Source organism: Corynebacterium sp. HMSC074C11 (assembly GCF_001809455.1).
GTDB lineage: Bacteria > Actinomycetota > Actinomycetes > Mycobacteriales > Mycobacteriaceae > Corynebacterium > Corynebacterium amycolatum.
This window is the reverse complement of sequence record NZ_KV797729.1, coordinates 87431-108535: the sequence shown is the minus strand read 5'-3', so window position 1 is coordinate 108535 and position 21105 is coordinate 87431. Positions and strand designations below refer to the sequence as shown.

Genomic DNA, 21105 nt, shown 5'->3' with positions numbered 1-21105 from the left:
GTTTTTATAACTCGTCAGCTCGCTGAAGCAGGTGGACTGCCAGGTTCCACCCGGCCAGCTCCGCCTGCCAACCAGCTGCTGCGAGGCGCTGATTGACGGCCTGCTTAGAAACTCCCAATTCTTCCGCGGCCTCTACCTGTGAATAACCAGCGCGAACCAAACCAGTTGCCTCGCGCCCTTCGGGGGACCTGCGAGAGATAACGTGGTGCAGCAATGTGAATGCTGCACCAATATCCTCGGAGTAGTCCTTACCGCGCGGATTGTTAGTCCGAATGCGGGTTTTTACCGTGCCGGCTCTGCCTCCCTTACCGATGACTGAGCTCGATGCCAGATGCGCTTGCTCAATGTTGTCCTGAGGACAAACACCGATACCTATTGCCCAGTCACCTGCGGCCAATAGCGCCAGCACAAGCGTGGTGACTCCCACAGCATTTTCAGGAGCTGCGCGAAGCTCTTCGATACCTGCAACCTCAACAGTTCCTACGCTTTCCAGGCCGGAAAGTGCCTGCGCAGAGGCCTGAACGTGATCTGCCCTGCGAGTAGATCGACCGCGATACCTGGCAAAGACTGAGTACATACGTTCTAGTCTAGCCCCACCCCTTGACACTTGGGCTAAGACACGTTCATTGCCTCCGCAAACTCACGGGCAACCAACACCAGTCCGCCGAAAAACTCACGTCTAGTTCTAGAGCGCCAAGCGGTGTTTTAATGTTTCGAAGAACCGGTTACGACAGGGAACTTGGCGTCCGCAAGAAGCCCCAGCAAGCCAAGCACGAGCAGAATTCCCGTGGCCACCGCAAAGCGCACGTCGAAGCCGACCAACAGCGCGTCGCCAAGCAAAACGACGGCGAGTGTGTTCGGCGCCGAACCTAGGGCAGTAGCGATGATATACGGCACGATGCGTATCGACGACAGCCCACAGGCGTAGTTGAGAAGCGAAAATGGCACGCCAGCAATCATGCGCAAGCTGAGCACTGTGAGCCAGCCGCGTTGTTCCAACCGGTGGTCGAGACTGAGGAGACGGCGGTTAGTCAGGTGCGTGCGAAACCAGTCGCGTCCCAAAAACCGCACAATACAGAGGGAGAGAAGGGCAGACACCGTGGTCGCAGTAATTGCGAGCAGGAAACCGAGCACTGGTCCGAAGAGGATTCCGGAAGCCAAAGTGAATACGGTGCGGGGGATTGGAAACTGAGTCAGTGCAACGTATGCGAGAAAGTAGAGGAGAGGGAACCAGTCACCGGCATCGATGGACCACTGCCGGATGGTAGCGACGGTGGGAACATCGACGTACAGCGTGACGACGACCCCCACACCTACGGCTAGCACCAGCAGAACCTTTTTGAGTGTAGGGGTAATTCGCACATCGGATACGTTCACCCATTTGAGGTTACCGGGGATTGCGGAGAAGCGTGTGACCTGCGAGTTGGACGCTCTGCAAGGAGGGCGAGTCAGCGGCTAAAGGCGTTTGCCCTTTATTTCACTAGGATGGGAGTCAAGGTCACTATGCCTTGGCTCGAGCACTTGACGTGCCCGTCAGCGCAAAACTGAACGTAAGGGTATTGCACAAGTAGCTGAAAAGTTCAGTGCACGGACACTCGGGTGAGTCTTAGCGTCTGACTAGTGGCTCTTATTGACTATTGGAGGAAGCCAACGCCTTTAGATCCCTTTCCGTCGCGGAGAATTCGGAAATTGTCGCAGCCGAATATCCTCGGCCATGGATTGATGGGGGCGTTGCTTAGAACATGTAAGGGAGAAGGTCTGTCGTGACTGACCGAACGACCCCCGAATCACCTTCCACGCTGCCAGCAAACTTCGAGGAATTGCAGAATTCCTGGTATCAGGGCGTGGCCAAGGTATTCGCGCGGGTGCACAAGCAAGACGTTGCAGATGTACCGCTCGATATTTGGAAACGACTGATTCAGACCACCTACGACGGTGTCGATGTCCGTCCGCTCTACACCCGCGCGGATGAGCATGCGGAAAGCCCAGCTCCGGGTCAGTTCCCATTCGTCCGTGGCGCAAAGGTCACTTCGGACAACACCAACGGTTGGGGCGTTCGAGAGACTTTCGGTCGCCAGTACCCGGGTGAGGAAGCCCTTGACCCAAAGGCCGTCAACGAGGCTCTGCTGACTGCCCTGGAAAACGGCACCACGGACATCCGCCTGGACTTCACCGGCTCCCTCGAAGCCGCTGACGTGCCAGCTCTGCTTAACAACGTCTACCTCGACCTTGCTCCGATTGCCGTACATGCTGGTAAGAACACTGCACAGGTTGCGGAAGCACTGACGTCCTACATCGAGCAGGCAAACCCGACTAATCCGGACAACATCGCAGTAGAGCTTTCTGCAGCTCCGCTGACCTCTGCTTTTGCCGGTATTGATGATGTTTCTCTCGACGAGACCATTCAGCTGGCCGTCAAGGCAGCTAAGCAGCCGGGCGACGTCCGCGCCCTGCTTGTCGACGGCGTTGTTTTCTCCAACTTGGGTGCAAACAACATCCAGGAGATCGGCTACAGCCTCGCCGTTGGTGTCGCCTACCTGCGTGCGCTGACTAAAGCGGGCTTGAGCGCTGAAGAAGCGCTCGGCCAGATTTCTTTCCGCTTTGCCGCTACCGACGACCAGTTCGACACCATTGCGAAGTTCCGCGCCGCTCGCGTTCTGTGGGCCCGCGTTGCTGAGGTCATCGGTGCCCCTGAGTCTGGCCGCGCTCCGATGCACGCCGTGACAGCCCCGGTCATGTTCAGCCAGCGCGATCCGTGGGTCAACATGCTGCGTGTAACTGTCGCCTCCTTCGCCGCAGGTGTCGGCGGTGCTTCCTCAGTTGAGGTTCTGCCGTTTGATTACGCAGTTGTCGGCGGCATGCCGAACGTCTCCAAGACTTTCAAGGCTCGCATCGCTCGCAACACCAACCTGTTGCTGCTGGAAGAGTCTCACCTTGGTTACGTCGCCGACCCAGCAGGTGGCTCCTATTTCGTCGAAGACCTGACCGAGGAAATGGCTGACAAGGCGTGGGAGATCTTCACCGGCACTGAGGCCGCCGGCGGTTTCACCTCCGCAGAGGCCGATATTCGCGCCGCCCTGGACGCTACCTGGGAAAAGCGCCGCGCCGATATCGCACATCGCCGCACCAAGGTCACCGCTATCAACGAGTTCCCGAACCTGGCTGAAGCCCCACTGGCTCCCGAGGCTCGCCCGGAGGGCGATCCGATTCGCCGTTGGGCACGCGACTTCGAGGCGCTGCGCAACCGCTCCGATGACTTCCTGGCTGAAAAGGGCAACCGTCCGCTGATTGCCATGCTGCCGCTGGGTCCGCTGGCCAAGCACAACATCCGCACTGGTTTTACCTCCAACCTGCTGGCTTCCGGCGGTATCGCCGTCGCTAACCCCGGCCAGGTTGTGCCGGGCGAGGCCGGTTTCGAAGAGGCAGTGAAGGCCTCTCCGATTGTCGTGCTGTGCGCAGCCGACAGCGAGTACGAGGCCTCGGGCCAGGACGCTGTCAAGGCCGCCCGCGCCGCAGGCGCTAAGGAGGTCCTGGTGGCTGGCTCCGAGAAGAGCTTCGCTAATGCCGCTGAAGACGCTCGCCCCGACGGATACCTGAACATGACCATCGATGCTGTCGCGGAGCTGTCCCGACTGCTGAACGAACTGGGAGCGTGAAGGAAGTAATGACCACCATCCCAAATTTCGCTGACATCTCCCGCAACACCGACGACGCGGCAGCTGCCACCAACAAGGCAGCTGCCGCGGAAGCCGGTGAAGTGTGGACCATTCCAGAAGGCATCGACGTCAAGCGTGTCTACGATCGCGCTGACCGCGACGCCGCAGCTGCCGAGGGCCACCCGGTAGATTCTTTCCCGGGTATCGCCCCATTCATGCGCGGGCCGTACCCGACCATGTACACCAACCAGCCGTGGACTATTCGCCAGTACGCTGGTTTCTCCACCGCAGCTGAATCCAACGCCTTCTACCGCCGCAACCTCGCGGCCGGACAGAAGGGTCTTTCGGTCGCTTTCGACCTGGCGACCCACCGCGGTTACGACTCGGACAACCCGCGTGTGTCCGGCGACGTCGGTATGGCCGGTGTGGCAATTGACTCGATTTACGACATGCGTGAGCTCTTCAAGGGCATTGACCTGGGCGGTGTCTCGGTGTCTATGACCATGAACGGCGCTGTGCTGCCGATTCTGGCCTTCTACATTGTCACTGCTGAAGAGCAGGGCGTTTCGACTGAGCAACTGCGCGGTACAATCCAGAACGACATTCTCAAGGAGTTCATGGTTCGTAACACCTACATTTACCCGCCGAAGCCCTCGATGCGAATCATCTCTTCGATCTTCGAGTACACCTCGGCAAAGATGCCGAAGTTCAACTCGATTTCGATTTCCGGCTACCACATTCAGGAAGCCGGCGCGACGGCCGACCTCGAGCTCGCTTACACGCTTGCCGACGGCATCGAGTACCTGCGGGCCGGTATTGACGCTGGCCTGGAAGTTGATAAGTTCGCTCCGCGTCTGTCCTTCTTCTGGGGCATCTCGATGAACACCTTCACCGAGATTGCCAAGCTGCGTGCAGGCCGTATCCTCTGGTCTGAGTTGGTTGGCAAGTTTGGCCCGAAGAACCCGAAGTCGCAGTCCCTGCGTACTCACTCGCAGACCTCCGGTTGGTCGCTGACCGCCCAGGACGTCTACAACAACGTCGCTCGTACTGCTGTTGAGGCTATGGCCGCAACGCAGGGCCACACCCAGTCGCTGCACACCAACGCCCTGGACGAGGCCTTGGCACTGCCGACTGACTTCTCGGCCCGTATTGCTCGTAACACTCAGCTGCTGCTCCAGCAGGAATCCAACACCACGCGTCCGGTTGATCCGTGGGCTGGTTCCTACTACATCGAGTGGTTGACCAATGAGCTGGTCAAGCGTGCACGCCAGCACATCGACGAGGTCGAAGAGGCTGGCGGTATGGCGCAGGCCACTATCGAGGGGATTCCGAAGCTCCGCATTGAGGAGGCGGCAGCTCGTACGCAGGCTCGTATTGACTCGGGGCGCCAGGCTCTCATTGGCGTGAATAAGTACCAGGTCGAAGAGGACGAGGCCATCGAGGTTCTCAAGGTTGAGAATTCCCGCGTACGCCAGGAGCAGATTGACAAGCTGGCTCGCCTTCGTGCCGAGCGCGACGAGGAAGAGGTTCAGAAGGCACTGGCCGCTCTGACCGACGCTTGCCGTAACCCGGGTGAACCGGGGGACCTGGACAAGAACCTGTTGAAGCTCGCTGTCGACTGTGCTCGCGCCATGGCCTCCATCGGTGAAATCTCCGACGCAATGGAAGAGGTCTTTGGCCGCCACCAGGCCGAGATTCGTACCCTCTCCGGCGTCTACAAGGACGAAGTTGGCAAGGAGGGTGCCGTGTCTAACGTCTCCAAGGCCATCGCCATGGCCGATAAGTTCGAAGAGCAGGAAGGTCGCCGTCCGCGTATCTTCCTGGCCAAGATGGGCCAGGATGGTCACGACCGCGGCCAGAAGGTCATCGCGTCCGCCTACGCGGACCTCGGCATGGACGTTGACGTGGGACCGCTGTTCCAGACTCCGGAGGAGGCCGCCAAATCGGCAGTCGACTCGGATGTCCACGTCGTCGGTGTTTCTTCGCTAGCCGCCGGACACCTGACGCTCGTGCCTGCTCTTCGCGATGAGCTGGCAAAGCTGGGTCGCGAGGACATCATGATTGTCGTCGGTGGTGTTATCCCACCGGGCGACTTCCAGGAACTCTACGATGCCGGCGCCGCGGCTATTTACCCGCCGGGCACCGTCATCGCTGATTCGGCAATCGACATGATGACCAAGCTCTCTGCCGAGCTGGGCCTCGACATTGCCGTTGACGAAGAGTCCTAATTAACTACCGCATACGCGCTGAGCTGAGCGTTCAGCTCAGCGCGTTGTCGGAATTGAGAAGTAGCGATGAACGAGTTTCTTGAAGAAAACCTGGGCACCCTCGTCACTACCGCTGGCACGGTCGTTGAGGGCAAGACAGCTGTGGCCCCCGAAGTTGTCCGTCGTGCGCGACGACGGATCGATGTTGACGACCTCTTTGAGGGCGTGCGGGCTGGAAACCGCACTAAGTTAGCTCGGGCAATCACTCTGTTGGAGTCGACTGCTCCGGCGCATAAGGTGCTGGCTCAGGAACTACTGGTGAAGTTGCTGCCATTTTCCGGAAAGGCTATGCGTGTCGGCCTTACCGGTGTCCCCGGCGTCGGTAAATCAACCACGATTGAAACCCTTGGGTTGAAGCTGATTGAGGAGGGCCACCGCGTTGCAGTGCTGGCCATCGACCCGTCGTCGACGAAGTCCGGTGGTTCGATTCTGGGCGACAAGACCCGTATGTCCCGGCTCTCGGCCGCGGATGAGGCCTTCATCCGCCCGTCGCCTTCTGCGGGCACGCTCGGTGGTGTCGCCAAGGCAACCCGTGAAGCCATGGTGGTGCTGGAGGCCGCAGGCTACGACATTGTCATCGTCGAGACTGTCGGCGTCGGCCAGTCCGAGGTCGCGGTGGCACAAATGGTGGATACGTTTGCGTTTCTGGCACTCGCCGGCGCTGGTGACCAACTCCAGGGCATCAAGAAGGGTGTGCTGGAGATGGCCGACGTGATTTCCATCAACAAGGCGGATGGTAAGAACCTGCGCCCGGCAAAGCGCGCTGCGCGTGACCTGATGACCGCCATGAAGATGGTGCGTTCCTCAGATCAAGTCTGGACTCCACCGGTGCTGACTATGTCGGCATTAGAGGACGAGGGCATCGACAAGTTCTGGCAAGCCATCGAAGACCATGTCGAGGCTATGCACGAGAATCATCTCTTCGATGAAAACCGCGCTAACCAGCAGATTAAGTGGATGTGGTCCATGGTGCACGAAACGCTCTTGCAGCGACTCAACACCAACGAGGCTGTGCAGATAGAGAGCTCCCTGGTGGAAAAACAACTCCGCTCGGGGCAGCTCACACCGACGCTCGCTGCCCAGCGCATTATGGAGGCATTCGACAAAGGAAGGGCACCGAACGCCGGGCTCGACGATTAGGTACTGAACAACGTAGCTCCCACCAGCGAGTCCAATTCCTAGCCGCGCGGGTGGGAAACTAGCAGCGTCAAAGAGAAGCAACCCTGCGATCACTTATCGGAGTCTGTCCGGTTGGGTCGCGGGGTTTTCGTCGTAAAGCGAGCGTATCCGTGTGCGCCTACTGACCGCGGTGATGGGGCGGATCGCTGTAGAGAGTGTGTTCGGCGAAGTGGAGAGCGTTGACCACCAGGTTGGTGAGGTGCTCGTCGGGCTGAGAATAGAAGCTAGACGTGCCCTCCTTGCGGGCCTGCACCATATTGGCCATGCGCAACTTCGCCAGGTGCTGAGAAATCGCGGGAATGGGGCGATCGAGCGCACTAGCGATGGCGGTGACGGTCATCTCCCCGTCACGAAGGAGTGACAGGATGGAGAGACGCGTCTTGTCCGCCATCAACTTCAGTACGTTAGTGGCAACGTCGAGCTCGGTGCTCGTAGGAGCCTTCTCAGTCATTTGGAGGGGTAAGTCCTTTCGAAGTCGACATGCCAAACACTTAGTATGTTCAATAAGGTGAACACTACTACGTATTGATATCAGTATTCAATTTCAGATGTCACAATAAGCTGTCGCAAAAGAGGGGAGAGCGCTCCTAAGGGACAGCGACCAAAGGTACTGAAAATTCCTTCAGTAATATCATCTGCATGGATTGGTTGATGAGCGCCTTCCCATGGCTGGTGGAGGACTTAACGTGGTGGCAAGTACTATTCTTCGCGCTCGACTACACGATTAAGTTCATCGCGATTGGATGGGTGCCGGAAAACCGAAGCCCATCGGCTTCGACGGCGTGGCTGCTACTGATTCTGCTAATTCCATTTATCGGCCTACCTCTGTTCCTCTTCCTGGGCTCGCAGCAGATCACGGGCCGCCGGCACGAGGTACAGGCACTGGCACAGGAGCTCATTGCGGAACGTACCGAGCATCTGCCCGACGTACCGGACGATGCCAAGATAGAAGATGACGTTGTCAACGTATTCAAGCTCTCGCGTCAGCTCACGGGAATGCCGGCAATTGCCAGCGCGGAAAAGGGACTTTTCACCGAATTCGATGCCTCCATTGACCGCATGATTGAGACCATCGATGCGGCTCAGAGATCTATCCACGTGCAGTCCTACATCTTTGCACTGGATTCCAGCACGGAGCCTTTCATACAGGCTCTCGAGCGCGCGCTCGACAGGGGACTAGAGGTCAAGGTACTGGTCGATCCAATTGGTTCGTGGAAATACCCCGGCTACTACAAGCTGAAAAAACGCCTGAACCAGTCCAAAATCTCCTGGCACCCAATGCTGCCCGTGAGCTTACTGAAGCTCACCTGGCGCCGCCTGGATCTGCGTAATCACCGCAAGCTCGTAGTGATTGATGGCGACATTGTATTCATGGGCTCGCAGAATTTGATTGAGCCCGAATATCAGAAGAAAAAGAATCATAAGATCGGCCGCCGCTGGGTGGACACATGGATTGAGCTCGAGGGCGATATTGCGCTGGCCTTCGACGCAATTTTTGCGGTTGATTGGACCAGCGAGCTATACAAGACCCCAGATGCCACCAGGAACTATTCACTCCACACCACTGAGGTCAACGACAACTACAACGTGGTCCAGGTGCTGCCGTCGGGTCCGGGCTTCAGCACGGAGCCGAACCTGCGCGTGTTCAATAACATGATCTACCAGGCGCACGAGCGGATTATCGCCGTCAGCCCGTACTTCGTCCCGGACGAGTCCATGCTCATGGCGCTGACCTCCGCCGCATATGGAGGTATCGACGTTCAGCTCTACGTTAACGAAGAGTCCGATCAGTTCATGGTCGGCCACGCGCAGCAGTCCTATTACCAGGCACTGCTAACCGCTGGCGTGAAGATTTATCGCTATCCGGCGCCTGCCGTCCTGCACTCCAAGTTCATGGTTATCGACGACCGCATGGCCATGTTCGGCTCGTCCAATCTAGATATGCGCTCCTTCGGCCTCAATTACGAGATCACGCTTCTTTCCGCCGCCGGTTCCATCGTGGACAAACTGATCACGCTTGCCGACGAGTACCGCGACAAATCCCTCCTGCTCACCCAGGAGGAATGGAATGACCGCCCCCTTCGCCAGCGCTACCTGGACTCTGTTTTCCGCTTGACCTCGGCGCTGCAATAGGGCACTACCATAGAGGTCCGCCAGAAAACACAAAAATCCCGAGAGCTGCATTTACTGCAGTTTCTCGGGATTTATCTTGTGTCCGGAGGGGGACTTGAACCCCCACGCCCGTTAATAGGGCACTAGCACCTCAAGCTAGCGCGTCTGCCATTCCGCCACCCGGACCGGGTAGGAAGCACTTCCGTGCTGACCTGTGATACTGTATCCCGACTACATAATGAAACACAAATTGGCAGGTCATCGTGGTATTAAGGTGCCAAACCGGGGTGTAATTACATCTCCGTTGTTAGCCCCGCATCCGCCTTGGATTCACGCTGAGAATCCGGCACTGAGGATAGGCAGTCTGGCGAAGTCCCTGCAGCGCGCTCATAAAGTAGGCACACTGGTAGTTATGACTACGAATTCCAACGACACCACAAACAACGCTACAAATGCTCCGGTTTTCCCGGGCCCGGATCCGTACGCACCGCTGAAGGATTTGCCAACCTTCGAGCTGTCCTCGCCAGATATCAAGGACGGCGAGAAGATTGCGGATGAATTCCGCGCTCCGTCGAATGTTTCCCCGCAGTTGGATTGGGCCAATCTGCCGGAGGGCACGAAGTCCATTGCCGTGACCTGCTTCGATCCGGACGCCCCGACCGCTTCGGGCTTCTGGCACTGGGCTGTGTTCAACATTCCAGCGACCGAAAAGGGTCTACCACAGGGAGCTGGCTCCGAAGACAGCTCTAAGCTGCCAGACGGTGCTATCCAGCTTGTCGGCGACTCTGGCATGCGTGGTCACTACGGAGCTAACCCACCGGCTCAGCATGCCCCACACCGTTACATGTACGCGGTGCACGCGGTCGACGTCGAGAAGCTTGATGTTCCGGAAGATGCGACGCCGACAGTGCTTGGCTTCAACCTGTATTTCCACTCGATTGCGCGTGCCATCATCACGCCGTGGTGGGAGAACGTCGGGGAGTAGGGATACGACGCCCACACGGGCAACTCAACCGCCCGGGCACGCTACTCATACAGAAAACCCCGGGGCCAGCGCCTTCATGGCAGCAGGACCCGGGGTCGCGTGTTTATTGGATTAAAAAGCCTCAACGGCTCTCAGCAGTTAACCACGCCACGGTAGGCCACAGCCGACAGCCTCCGAAATGGAGTAGAAGCCCTGAGCTCGAATCTGGCGAGCCAACCCTTGGTGAATGTCACGAATCCAGTCTGGACCGCCATAAATCAACGGTGTGTAGCCCTGCAGCAGGGAAGCACCGTTGGCAATCCGTTCCCATGCCTGCTCAGCAGTCTCGATGCCGCCGACGCTGATGAGAACAAGTTTGTCTCCGACGCGCTCGTGCAGCAGCTTCAGTACCTCTAGTGACCGAGCTGCCACAGGTGCACCCGAGACTCCACCGGCACCCATCTCCGCGACTTTATCCGCGGGCGTACGCAGGCCCTCGCGAGAAATGGTGGTGTTGGTTGCCACAATGCCCGCCAGCCCCAAATCAACAGCCAGGTCAGCAACTGCAATGACATCCTCGTCGGAGAGATCAGGAGCGATCTTGACCAGCACCGGCGAGTCGGTCTCCTCAGTCACCGCTGCCAGAATCGGCCGCAGGGACTCTACCGCCTGAAGGTCGCGCAGCCCCGGCGTGTTCGGTGAGGAGACATTGACAACCACATAGTCCGCCAAGCCTCCGAGCTGGCTGGCCGATTCTCGATAGTCATCGACGGCCTCTTCGAGCGGAGTTACCTTGGTCTTGCCAATGTTGATACCGATGACGTCGTCGCTGCGACGCGCCCGCAGGTTCTCCGCTACAGCGGCGGCACCGGGGTTGTTGAAACCCATGCGGTTCAAGATGGCGCGGTCTTCCTTCAGGCGGAACAGACGCGGGCGATCATTGCCCGGCTGCGGCTTGGCAGTCACGGTTCCCAGTTCCGCGTAGCCAAAACCAATGGGTCCCCAGCAATCCGGGGCAATAGCAGCCTTGTCGAAGCCCGCGGCGAGCCCCAGCGGACGCGGGAAGTCCACACCGAACACGGTTTGACGCAGCACAGCATCGTCAACAACGAGTAGCTTGCTCACCGCCCGCTGAAGACTCTCCGACTTCTGCAGCCCCTTCAGGGTCTTCGAGATGGCCTCGTGAATCTGCTCTGCCGGGACCTGGAACATTGCCTTTAGCGCGAGTTGATAGGACTTGGCGCGAAGTTTCGAAGGCATCTACTTAGTCTCTCCCTCGGAGTCGTCTGCTCCCTTGGTGTCACCTGCACCGGTCGGTAGTTTATCGGCTGGCTCCCGAACCGACATCTCCTCACGGATTTTCTCTGCATCCTGCTTGAAATCAGCAATTGCCTTATCGACGTCCGCGGAGTCAAAAATCTGAGCCCCGTCACCGGTAGCTGAGAAGACGCCAATTTGACCATCCTCGGTGGCAACAATCGACTGCGGGTCTGCAACCGTGTTGATGTCCGCGACCTTGACTGGGGTACCCGAGCTGATGTCGTAGCCAGTCAGCTTGTTCACCTTCGTCGAAGTCACCCAGACAATTCCGCGCGATTCATCGACTGCTACCGCCCACGGGGCCTCCGGAGCCGGAGCTGCCTGGTGGAGCCGAATGACGTCAGTGGCAGTGTAAATAAGCAGCTGGCTGCCCTTGGTGTCTGCGGCAGCGATGGCATGGTCACCGGACGCCACCTTGCCGACGCCAATGCCCGCACGCAGCGCAGAGCCAGCACGAGACTCATCGAGCTTGAGCTCATGCACCGAAGTTTCCGGGCGGTTGACCTCTAACAGCTTGACGTCCGCGTCATTGTCCGCTTTGGGAATCACAGCGAACTGCGAACCGTTATTGGCAGCCTTGAAGTCACTGGCCAACTCGCCGTCAGCGCCGAACACATCGACCACATTGCTATCCGCATGGGCACCGATGATGCGGCCGCCTTCCAGGCCAACTGCGGCGGAGTAGTTGGTGCCACGGCCAACAACGGCCGTTTCCGTAGCCTGGTCAGTAATGACATGGATGCCATCTTCACACGGCAGCAGAGCATTAGGGCCGCCCGGCGCGAGCTCGCCACACTTCGCGTCCAGCTTCATCGAACGCTCGATTGGGTTATTCAGCGGACCGGCAAAAATCTTGTCCCCGGCCTTCAGGACAACTCGATCGCCGACCAGCACGGCATCAGTGATGCCCTCATCGATCTTTTTGGCTTTCCCGATAGCAGTATCGGGAGCAGCGGGTGAAGCGGCCGGTACTGGCGTGGCGTTGCCCATTCCGGCATCGATGTCTCCTTCCACATCGGAGGAGCACCCTGCCAGGACCACTGCGCTAGCGGAAAGCCCCGCTAGAAGGGAGGTTATGACACGTCGACGACTGTTTTCACTCACGCTATAGAAACTACCACCCCGGCCGGATTACTTTGTGGACGCCTCCAGCCGTGGGAAGTTCTCGCATTCGTTGCGCTTTATAAGCCTTTATAAGAATGCGGTTACTGATTACAGCGTGACGTCGTCAAGCGCGTTGCAAATCTGCGGTGGCAGCGTGAGTTGTTCGGCGGTGAGGTTTTCGCGTAGCTGAGCGCGGTCTCGAGCGCCAACGAGGATCGAGGTGACGCCCGGCCGATCGCGCGCCCAGGAAACCGCTGCGACGGCAGCACTGACGCCGAGCCCCTTGGCTGCGGTGGTCAGCGCACCTGCGACCGTGACGCCGCGTGTGTCGAGGTAGTCCTGTACCTCTGCGTCCGCGTGTTCGGAAGCAGCGCGGGAGTCCTCCGGAATGATGTGTTGGTATTTGGCGGTCAACACACCTTGGGCCAGTGGGGCGCCACCGATAAAGCCGAGACCCAAATGCTCACAGGCGGGCAGCAGCTCAGCCTCAGGGCTTCGCTGGAGCAGCGAGTACTCATGCTGTGCGAACACCGGAGCGATTCGATTCGCGGCGGCATGCGTCACCGCTGCTTGCCATCCGCTGTATCCACGCAGTCCGGCGTAACGTACTTTCCCAGTACGTACAGCCCATTCCAGGGTGTCGGCGACCTCTTCCGGTGGGGTCAGCCCATCCCAGTAGCCGGGCGACCACAGATCAATGTGTTCGACGCCGAGGCGTCCGAGCGTATCGTCGAGGTCCTTTTGCAGTGTCTTACGCGAGCAGTCCACGCGCCTGCCGACGGGCCGCTCGGGGTGTATGCCAGATGCGACCGAAAGCACCAATTCGTCGGCAACGCCGCGCTTTGCGATGACTGCACCCAGCATGTCGGCAACAGTGTCGCCGCCGTGGAGTGGGGAAGCATCGACAAGGTTGCCTCCGGCGTCGAGGAAGTCCGTCAGGATGCGTCCGGCCTCGTCTTGCCTGGTACCCGCACCCCAGGTGGCCGTACCCAGCCCCAAGGCGGAGACGCGTAAACCGCTGTTGCCCAGAATTCGTTGTTGCACGATTTTTACTTTAGGACACCTGTGTGCGGTCGCGGGAAAGCTTCCGCGGGAGAGGTCTCGCTACGGCCGCGCCGAAACCTCGCTATAGCCACAACACAAATCGGACGAGTAGCCTATACACCCGTGACTATCATGACGACACTAAGCGCCTCAGCGGATACTGCTGCCGATACCGCCGGCACCGGTATGACCTGGGCGCAGACGATCATCCTTTCCGTAGTGCAAGGTCTAACGGAATTTCTCCCGGTGAGTTCCTCGGGGCACCTGCGGATTGTCTCTGAGCTGCTGTGGGGCCAGGACGCCGGCGCATCCTTCACCGCTGTAGTACAGCTCGGCACCGAATTGGCTGTGCTGGTGTTCTTCGCCAAGGACATCTGGCAGATTCTCACTGGCTGGTTTGCCGGCCTGTTCAATAAGGAAGCACGCGGTTTCAACTACCGCATGGGCTGGATGGTGATTGTCGGTACACTGCCGATTGCCATCATCGGCGTGCTGGGGAAGGATCTCATCCGCGACAACCTGCGCAATCTCTGGATTACAGCCGCTGTGTTGGTGCTTTTCTCCTTTGTCTTTATCGCCGCAGAGAAGTACGGCCGTCGTGAGCGCAACTATGAAGAGCTGACCATGCGAGATGCCATCGTCATGGGTTTCGCGCAGTGTCTGGCGCTCATTCCGGGGGTGTCGCGCTCGGGCGGTACGGTGTCTGCCGGCCTGTTCTTGCACTTGGATCGAGAGGTTGCAACGCGCTTTTCCTTCCTGCTGGCTATCCCCGCTGTTTTCGCTGCTGGAATTTTTTCGCTTCCAGACGCGTTTGACCCTGCGGCGGGACAGGCCGCTAGTGGTGCGCAATTGGCCATCGGTACGCTGATTGCCTTCGTCGTCGGTTATGCGTCTATCGCATGGCTGCTGAAGTTTGTGTCGAACCACTCCTTCGCTTGGTTCTCCGCGTACCGCATCCCGGTCGGTTTGATTGTTATGGTGTTGCTCGGCTTCGGCACGATCAACGCTGTTTAGTGAGGTAGTGAGTATTTCATGCATTCGTGGCCCCAACCACAGGTTCCCAGTCTCGGCGATGCGCGCTTCGATGTGTTCAACCGCGCCAGCAATGCAGGTACGGCGCATTCGCTTGACGACGAAAGCTCAACATCGGTACCCTTACGCCTCTACGACACCGCGGATCAGAAGGTCTCCCAGGTGGAAGCGGGGCCAGAGGCGACTATGTACGTGTGTGGCATCACGCCCTATGACGCCACACACCTGGGGCACGCGGCAACGTACCTCACCTTTGATTTGATCTACCGCCAGCTGCTGGACAATGGGCACTCGGTGCATTACGTGCAGAACATCACCGATGTCGATGACCCGTTGTTCGAGCGTGCGGAGCGCGATGGGGTGGACTGGCGCGAGCTGGGCACCTCGCAGATTGATTTGTTCCGCTCGGATATGGAAAACCTGTCGGTGATTCCGCCGCGCGACTACATCGGCGCCATTGAGTCCGTCGATGAGGTCGTGGAAATGGTCGAGAAGCTATTGGAGAACGGCTCGGCCTATCAGCTCACCAATGACGAGTACCCGGATGTGTACTTCCGCAAGAGTGCCACCGAGAACTTTGGCTACGAATCCAATTATTCGGCAGAGCAGATGGCGGAGTTCTTTGCGGAGCGCGGTGGCGACCCGGATCGCCCGGGCAAGGAAGATCCGCTAGACGCGCTGGTGTGGCGTGCTGCTCGCCCTGGAGAACCAAGCTGGAACGCCCCCTTTGGTGCGGGCCGTCCGGGTTGGCATATTGAGTGCTCGGCGATTGCTACCAATCGCTTGGGTAAGAGCTTCGACATTCAGGGCGGTGGCTCTGACCTGGCGTTTCCACACCATGAGTTCTCGGCGGCTCACGCTGAGGCCGCTACTGGTTGTGCACGCATGGCTAGCCACTACGTTCACGCGGGCATGATTGCGCTGGATGGCGTCAAGATGTCCAAGTCGCTGGGCAACCTCGTCTTTGTCTCCAAGCTGGTGGCCGCCGGCGTGGATCCGAGTGCGATTCGTATTGGCGTGTTCGCCAGCCATTACCGCTCTGATCGCGATTGGTCGGACGAGGTGCTGGAGGCGGCCAAGGCACGTCTCGAGACCTGGCGTGCGGCTTGCGCAGCTACTAAGACTGCCACCGATGAGAAGGCGGTGAGCGCGGCAGCGGCACTGGTTGCCGATGTGCGCGCAAGCCTGGCCAATGACTTGGATACGCCGGCTGCTCTGGACGCTATCGATGCCTGGGCTGCGGAGTGGTCCTCGGCTACCGGCAACAAGGCAGAAGCTGGCGCAGCAGAAGAGGCCGCAGAAGCTGGCACAGTAACTGGCGCAGCCGGCGCCGGCGAATTTGTCGCCGCCGCGCTGGACGCGCTGCTTGGCGTTAAGCTTTGATCATGAGCAACTCAGACATGTCTGCAGTCGAAGTAACGAAAGAGAACATCGATAAACTAGTTGCCGATTTGCGCATGTTTGCCACCGGCAGCTACCTGCAGCCCGAGGAACGCGAGTTCTGGGAGCCACTTTTTGACGAAGCGGTAGCCGACCAGGTCGGGGAAGTTCTCCGCGAGGCCGCCGCTGGTATTGATCAGGCGGCGGAGCTGGCCGTCGATAAGCGAGAAGAAGCCGCGACGCAGGCGGTAGAGAACTGCCTACAGCGCGTGGCTGCGATTGAGCATGAGCACGGCGGCTCGATTTTTGACGAGGAGCTCGACGAGATTCTCGTGATTATCAATTCCGCAACGAAAGCTGTCGGTTTGGACCTGCCTGCGGTGAAGGCAGAAAGCTACTTCGAGATGGAATAACCAGCCCGATTAACGGCGCGATTATGAAAGTAGACTAAGGTGTCTACTTATGACTGATCGCCACTCTTCCGAGTTCCTCACCGCACTGCACAGCCGTGTACTCATTGGCGACGGCGCCATGGGTACCCAGCTGCAGTCTTTTGACCTCGACGTTGACGCGGACTTCCTCGGCTACGAGGGCTGTAATGAGATTCTCAATGACACTCGTCCCGACATTATCGAGACGATTCATCGACGCTATTTCGAGGCCGGCGCCGACCTGGTCGAAACCAATACCTTCGGCTGTAACTTCCCGAACCTCGCGGATTACGACATCGAAGACCGTATCCAGGAACTAGCGCACAAGGGCACCGCAATCGCCCGCAAGGTCGCTGACGAAATGGGGCCGGGGCGCGAGGGCATGCGACGCTTTGTCCTCGGTTCGCTGGGCCCGGGCACGAAGCTGCCGTCTTTGGGGCACGCTCCGTACGCTCAGCTTCGCGACGCTTACACGGAGGCCGGACTCGGCATGATTTCTGGTGGCGCGGACGCGTTTTTGATTGAAACCTGTCAGGACTTGCTGCAGGTAAAGGCGGCCGTCAACGGTGTCAAGGCCGCTATGCGACAGACTGAGAAGAAGATTCCGATCGTCGTCCACGTGACTGTCGAGACCACGGGCACCATGCTGATGGGCTCGGAGATTGGTGCAGCCTTGGCAGCGCTGCAGCCGCTGGGTATCGACATGATTGGTCTGAACTGTGCAACGGGTCCGGACGAGATGAGCGAGCACCTGCGCTACCTGTCCAACTTCGCCTCGATCCCGGTATCGGTGATGCCGAATGCGGGTCTACCAGTGCTGGGTAAGAACGGTGCGACCTACCCGCTGACCGCCCCAGAGCTGGCCACTGCACTGCGCGGCTTTGTTGAAGAGTTCGGTCTGGCAATGGTCGGTGGCTGCTGTGGTACCACGCCGGAGCATGTTTCCGCTGTTCGCGACGCTATTACCGGTGCTGGCACCTACGCCGAGCAGGGCCCAGCCGTTAAGGCAGAACGCCCATCGACGGATCCGGACGCAAAGCCCATCGATGAGGTCGCTTCTCTGTACTCGGCAACCCCGCTGACGCAGACGACCGGCATCACCATGATTGGTGAGCGCACCAACGCCAACGGCTCCAAGGCTTTCCGCGAGGCCATGCTGGCCGGTGATTGGGAGAAGTGCCTTAACACCGCCCGAGGTCAGGTCACCGATGGCGCACACATGATTGATCTGTGTGTCGACTACGTGGGTCGCGACGGTCGCGATGACATGGCAACCCTGGCATCTCAAATCGCCACCTCGGTGACCTTGCCGGTCATGCTGGACTCTACGGAACCGGAAGTTCTTAAGACTGGCCTGGAGCACCTCGGTGGTCGCTGTGCGGTCAACTCTGTGAACTTTGAAGACGGCGATGGCCCTGAGTCGCGCTACCAGCGTATTATGCGCCAGGTTGTTGAGCACGGTGCTGCCGTGGTCGCTTTGACTATCGACGAAGACGGTCAGGCGCGTACGAAGGATAAGAAGGTTGAGATTGCCGAGCGCCTCATCGCCGACATCACCGGCACGTGGGGACTGCGCGAGCAGGACATTATTGTCGACTGTCTGACTTTCCCGATTTCCACTGGGCAGGAGGAAACTCGCCGCGACGGCATCGAAACCATCGAAGCCATCCGCGAACTTAAGCGTCGCCACCCGAACGTGCACACCACGCTCGGCCTGTCCAACATCTCCTTCGGTCTGAACCCGGCGGCTCGCCAGGTACTCAACTCGGTATTCCTCAACGAGTGCATCGAGGCCGGCTTGGACTCCGCCATTGCCCACAGCTCCAAGATCTTGCCGATGAACAAGATCGACGACAAACAGCGCGAAGTCGCTCTCGATATGGTCTACGACCGCCGTCGTGAAGCGGGACACCCTGACGGGGAGTACGACCCACTGCAGGTCTTCATGGAGCTCTTCGAAGGAGTCTCCGCCGCTGACGCTAAGGACGCCCGGGCCGAGAAGCTCGCCGCCATGCCGCTGTTCGACCGCCTGGCGCAGCGCATCATCGACGGCGAGCGCACAGGTATCGAAGCTGACCTCGATGAGGGCATGAAGGAAAAGGAACCCCTGGCGATCGTCAACGAAGACCTGCTACGAGGTATGCAGACCGTTGGTGACCTGTTCGGTTCCGGTCAGATGCAGCTGCCATTCGTGCTGCAGTCGGCCGAGACGATGAAGGCCGCGGTGAGCTACCTCGAGGGCTTTATGGATGCCGAGGATGCCACGGGCTCCAAGGGCTCGATTGTGCTGGCCACGGTGAAGGGCGATGTCCACGACATCGGCAAGAACCTGGTGGAGATTATTCTCTCCAACAACGGCTACACCGTGCATAACCTGGGCATTAAGCAGCCGATTGCTACGATTTTGTCCGCAGCTAAGGAACTGGATGTCGATGCCATCGGCATGTCCGGTCTGCTGGTGAAGTCCACTGTGGTGATGAAGGACAACCTGCTGGAGATCAACTCCGCCGGTGATGCCGCCCGCTTCCCAGTGCTGCTCGGCGGCGCCGCGCTGACGCGTAGCTACGTGGAAGACGACCTGTCTGAGCTTTACCACGGCGATGTCTACTACGGCAGGGATGCCTTCGAAGGACTGCGCATCATGGATGAGCTGATGGCAGCTAAGAAGGGCCTCGGCCCGGACGAGAATTCGCCTGAGGCCATCGCCGCCCGCGAAAAGAAGGAAGCTCGCCGCGCCCGCCGTGAGCGCTCAAAGCGGATCGCCGCGCAGCGCGCCGCCAAGGCTGCTGCTGAAGCCCCCGAGGTGCCGGAGCGTTCCGACGTCGCCGCTGATGTCCCCGTTGCGACACCGCCGTTCTGGGGAACCCGCATCGTCAAGGGTCTGCCTCTCGACGACTACCTGACCACTCTCGATGAACGCGCTCTGTTTATGGGACAGTGGGGCCTGCGCGGCACCCGCGGCGACGAGGGACCGAGCTACGAGGAACTGGTCGAATCCGATGGTCGTCCACGCCTGCGCGCATGGCTGCAGCGCCTGCGCGCCGAGAACATTCTCCAACATGCGGCTGTCGTCTATGGCTACTTCCCGGCAGTTTCTGAGGGCGATACCGTCCACGTACTGCCGCTGCCGGCGGAAGGGGAGCAGCCTGACCCCACGGCCGAGCCAGTGGTGTCCTGGACCTTCCCGCGTCAGCAGCGCGGTCGCTTCCTGTGCATTGCTGACTTCATTCGCTCGCGCGAAGATGCCATCGCCGCAGGGCAGACCGACGTCATGCCGTTCCAGCTGGTGACCATGGGACAGCCCATCGCTGACTTCGCCAACGATATTTACGCCAAGAACGAATACCGCGACTACCTGGAGGTTCACGGTATCGGTGTGCAGCTCACCGAGGCGCTGGCCGAGTACTGGCACCAGCGCATTCGCTCCGAGCTCGCGTTCTCCGACGGCACAAGTGTTGGCTCGGAAGACTCCGACGATACCCAGGACTTCTTTGACCTGAAGTACCGTGGCGCTCGTTACTCCTTCGGCTATGGTTCCTGCCCGGATCTGACCTTCCGTCAGGGCATGATTGACCTGCTGCAGCCGGAGCGCATCGGCGTGGAACTCTCTGAGGAGCTCCAGCTGCACCCAGAGCAGTCCACCGATGCGTTCGTGCTCTACCACCCGGAAGCGAAGTACTTCAACGTGTAGCTTCGCGTTATCCCTGCGGTCGCACCAGCAAGGTCTGCATGCTGCGGCCAATGGGGCCGTGCACATCGTAGAGCTCGCCCGCAGTCATGCCGATTCCGTCCGGACCGATGGAACCGCGGGCGGCGATGCCAACCCAGCCGCCGTCTTCCGGCTGCGACTCCGATTCCGCCGACTGCTCCGATGGGCCAAGCTGGGGGAGTCGGTGCAGGTGAACCACTAAGTCGGTATTCATAAACGCCCACTGATGCGGGCTCAGCGTGGCTCCGACACCGTTGGCGGTATCGGCTACCTGCATGACTCGCTCCACCGCAGTCGGCTCCTCCCCGAGCACGATTGGGTATGTCGCGCGAACCCAGTGAATCTGCGTCTCGGCCAGCTCTTCCGTCGCACCTGCGCGGGCTTCAATCGATTCGATGTAGCCGCCACTCCAGTCGTCGGTAAGCGGAATGTACTCGGCGCTACATTCCTCGGGCCCGGGCACCTGCTTGTCGAATGCACGCTCAATATCCCGCGTATCCGCGGTGGCCATCATCCACGCGGACGCGGTGGCAACGGGCCACCAGGCACCCTTGACGTCGGCAAGCAATTCGGCTTCGATCTTGGCGATCTGCCGCCCCGGGCGCGAGACCCATGACCGCGCGCGCAGCTCCGTGTACGGTACAGCCGACAACAGATCCACGGCGATGCGAGTAATACGCATTCCCTCGCTTTCCAGGCGCCTGCGCTCCAACATGCGTGTCAGCAGCGCCGACGGTGGCGCACCGTGCTGAAACGGCCCCCACGCCCCGTAAGTGAAGCTGGTGGGCATGAAGCGCTCGTAGCTGAGCTCGCCTTCGGTGACCGCGCCTAACGGAATAAAGTACGCCTCGGGCTGGTCGATTGCCTGGGCGAGTGAATCTTCAGTGGTTGTCATAGCGAGTCGATG

General features: G+C 59.5%; 16 protein-coding genes and 1 tRNA gene. 9 read left to right on the top strand and 8 right to left on the bottom strand.

All coding sequences use genetic code 11. The features are described from left to right. Nucleotides 1-4: 4 nt before the first annotated feature. Both HMPREF2614_RS04280 and HMPREF2614_RS04275 read right to left on the bottom strand, forming a co-directional pair. On the bottom strand, nucleotides 5-577 hold the full coding sequence (locus tag HMPREF2614_RS04280) for a DNA-binding protein (protein ID WP_070560299.1): 573 nt from the start codon (nucleotides 575-577) through the stop codon (nucleotides 5-7). A gap of 128 nt (nucleotides 578-705) precedes the next feature. After that, the gene (locus HMPREF2614_RS04275) at nucleotides 706-1377 is read right to left on the bottom strand and encodes a TVP38/TMEM64 family protein (protein ID WP_070560297.1); all 672 of its coding nucleotides are present in this window, start codon (nucleotides 1375-1377) and stop codon (nucleotides 706-708) included. A gap of 386 nt (nucleotides 1378-1763) precedes the next feature. Between HMPREF2614_RS04275 and HMPREF2614_RS04270 the strand changes: the two genes are divergently transcribed. The 3 genes from HMPREF2614_RS04270 (at nucleotide 1764) to meaB (ending at nucleotide 7063) form a co-directional block, all read left to right on the top strand. Next, entirely contained in the window at nucleotides 1764-3656 is a 1893-nt protein-coding gene (locus HMPREF2614_RS04270; protein WP_070560295.1) for a methylmalonyl-CoA mutase family protein, read from the top strand. Nucleotides 3657-3664: 8 nt separating this feature from the next. Further along, nucleotides 3665-5884, top strand: coding sequence for a methylmalonyl-CoA mutase (gene scpA / locus HMPREF2614_RS04265; RefSeq protein ID WP_070432138.1), 2220 nt, complete (start codon nucleotides 3665-3667; stop codon nucleotides 5882-5884). 66 nt (nucleotides 5885-5950) lie between these two features. Then, nucleotides 5951-7063 carry a methylmalonyl Co-A mutase-associated GTPase MeaB gene (meaB, locus tag HMPREF2614_RS04260; RefSeq protein WP_070560293.1) on the top strand — a complete coding sequence of 371 codons (1113 nt, stop codon included), beginning with the start codon at nucleotides 5951-5953 and terminating at the stop codon, nucleotides 7061-7063. A 157-nt stretch (nucleotides 7064-7220) separates the two neighbouring features. Here meaB and HMPREF2614_RS04255 read toward each other — a convergent pair whose 3' ends face one another. Next, the gene (locus HMPREF2614_RS04255) at nucleotides 7221-7553 is read right to left on the bottom strand and encodes an ArsR/SmtB family transcription factor (RefSeq protein ID WP_038625442.1); all 333 of its coding nucleotides are present in this window, start codon (nucleotides 7551-7553) and stop codon (nucleotides 7221-7223) included. A 188-nt stretch (nucleotides 7554-7741) separates the two neighbouring features. Here HMPREF2614_RS04255 and cls point away from each other — a divergent pair, with 188 nt between their 5' ends. After that, entirely contained in the window at nucleotides 7742-9235 is a 1494-nt protein-coding gene (gene cls / locus HMPREF2614_RS04250; protein WP_080972837.1) for a cardiolipin synthase, read from the top strand. A gap of 79 nt (nucleotides 9236-9314) precedes the next feature. On the opposite strand, the gene HMPREF2614_RS04245 is transcribed toward cls, so the two are convergent. Continuing rightward, nucleotides 9315-9400, bottom strand: a tRNA-Leu gene (locus HMPREF2614_RS04245). Between the two features lie 226 nt (nucleotides 9401-9626). Between HMPREF2614_RS04245 and HMPREF2614_RS04240 the strand changes: the two genes are divergently transcribed. Then, entirely contained in the window at nucleotides 9627-10199 is a 573-nt protein-coding gene (locus tag HMPREF2614_RS04240) for a YbhB/YbcL family Raf kinase inhibitor-like protein (RefSeq protein ID WP_038625444.1), read from the top strand. A gap of 138 nt (nucleotides 10200-10337) precedes the next feature. On the opposite strand, the gene HMPREF2614_RS04235 is transcribed toward HMPREF2614_RS04240, so the two are convergent. The 3 genes from HMPREF2614_RS04235 to HMPREF2614_RS04225 form a co-directional block, all read right to left on the bottom strand. Continuing rightward, nucleotides 10338-11438, bottom strand: a complete 1101-nt coding sequence (locus tag HMPREF2614_RS04235) for a quinone-dependent dihydroorotate dehydrogenase (RefSeq protein ID WP_049181033.1) — start codon at nucleotides 11436-11438, stop codon at nucleotides 10338-10340. Continuing rightward, a complete protein-coding gene (locus HMPREF2614_RS04230; RefSeq protein ID WP_193393890.1) occupies nucleotides 11439-12602 on the bottom strand; it encodes a hypothetical protein in 1164 nt (387 codons plus the stop codon). A gap of 108 nt (nucleotides 12603-12710) precedes the next feature. Then, the gene (locus HMPREF2614_RS04225) at nucleotides 12711-13646 is read right to left on the bottom strand and encodes an aldo/keto reductase (RefSeq protein WP_038625448.1); all 936 of its coding nucleotides are present in this window, start codon (nucleotides 13644-13646) and stop codon (nucleotides 12711-12713) included. Nucleotides 13647-13778: 132 nt separating this feature from the next. Between HMPREF2614_RS04225 and HMPREF2614_RS04220 the strand changes: the two genes are divergently transcribed. The 4 genes from HMPREF2614_RS04220 to metH are packed head-to-tail and all read left to right on the top strand — an operon-like array spanning nucleotide 13779 to nucleotide 20180. Continuing rightward, complete coding sequence (locus HMPREF2614_RS04220) at nucleotides 13779-14660, top strand: undecaprenyl-diphosphate phosphatase (RefSeq protein ID WP_070560387.1); 882 nt, start codon at nucleotides 13779-13781, stop codon at nucleotides 14658-14660. An 18-nt stretch (nucleotides 14661-14678) separates the two neighbouring features. Then, nucleotides 14679-16061, top strand: coding sequence for a cysteine--1-D-myo-inosityl 2-amino-2-deoxy-alpha-D-glucopyranoside ligase (mshC, locus tag HMPREF2614_RS04215; RefSeq protein ID WP_070560291.1), 1383 nt, complete (start codon nucleotides 14679-14681; stop codon nucleotides 16059-16061). Between the two features lie 2 nt (nucleotides 16062-16063). Next, complete coding sequence (locus HMPREF2614_RS04210) at nucleotides 16064-16471, top strand: hypothetical protein (protein ID WP_038625453.1); 408 nt, start codon at nucleotides 16064-16066, stop codon at nucleotides 16469-16471. Nucleotides 16472-16520: 49 nt separating this feature from the next. Then, nucleotides 16521-20180: a methionine synthase gene (gene metH / locus HMPREF2614_RS04205; RefSeq protein ID WP_070560289.1), complete on the top strand. Its 3660-nt coding sequence runs from the start codon at nucleotides 16521-16523 to the stop codon at nucleotides 20178-20180. A 7-nt stretch (nucleotides 20181-20187) separates the two neighbouring features. Here metH and HMPREF2614_RS04200 read toward each other — a convergent pair whose 3' ends face one another. Further along, nucleotides 20188-21093 carry a thioesterase family protein gene (locus HMPREF2614_RS04200; RefSeq protein ID WP_048734210.1) on the bottom strand — a complete coding sequence of 302 codons (906 nt, stop codon included), beginning with the start codon at nucleotides 21091-21093 and terminating at the stop codon, nucleotides 20188-20190. Nucleotides 21094-21105: the final 12 nt, after the last annotated feature.

Bases quoted from the DNA above. Each gene is read 5' to 3' on its own strand.
- HMPREF2614_RS04200 (WP_048734210.1), bottom strand. From the start codon at position 21,093: ATGACAACCACTGAAGATTCACTCGCCCAGGCAATCGACCAGCCCGAG.
- HMPREF2614_RS04235 (WP_049181033.1), bottom strand. From the start codon at position 11,438: ATGCCTTCGAAACTTCGCGCCAAGTCCTATCAACTCGCGCTAAAGGCA.
- scpA (WP_070432138.1), top strand. From the start codon at position 3,665: ATGACCACCATCCCAAATTTCGCTGACATCTCCCGCAACACCGACGAC.
- HMPREF2614_RS04210 (WP_038625453.1), top strand. From the start codon at position 16,064: ATGAGCAACTCAGACATGTCTGCAGTCGAAGTAACGAAAGAGAACATC.
- metH (WP_070560289.1), top strand. From the start codon at position 16,521: ATGACTGATCGCCACTCTTCCGAGTTCCTCACCGCACTGCACAGCCGT.
- meaB (WP_070560293.1), top strand. From the start codon at position 5,951: ATGAACGAGTTTCTTGAAGAAAACCTGGGCACCCTCGTCACTACCGCT.
- mshC (WP_070560291.1), top strand. From the start codon at position 14,679: ATGCATTCGTGGCCCCAACCACAGGTTCCCAGTCTCGGCGATGCGCGC.
- HMPREF2614_RS04240 (WP_038625444.1), top strand. From the start codon at position 9,627: ATGACTACGAATTCCAACGACACCACAAACAACGCTACAAATGCTCCG.
- cls (WP_080972837.1), top strand. From the start codon at position 7,742: ATGGATTGGTTGATGAGCGCCTTCCCATGGCTGGTGGAGGACTTAACG.
- HMPREF2614_RS04255 (WP_038625442.1), bottom strand. From the start codon at position 7,553: ATGACTGAGAAGGCTCCTACGAGCACCGAGCTCGACGTTGCCACTAAC.
- HMPREF2614_RS04280 (WP_070560299.1), bottom strand. From the start codon at position 577: ATGTACTCAGTCTTTGCCAGGTATCGCGGTCGATCTACTCGCAGGGCA.
- HMPREF2614_RS04220 (WP_070560387.1), top strand. From the start codon at position 13,779: ATGACGACACTAAGCGCCTCAGCGGATACTGCTGCCGATACCGCCGGC.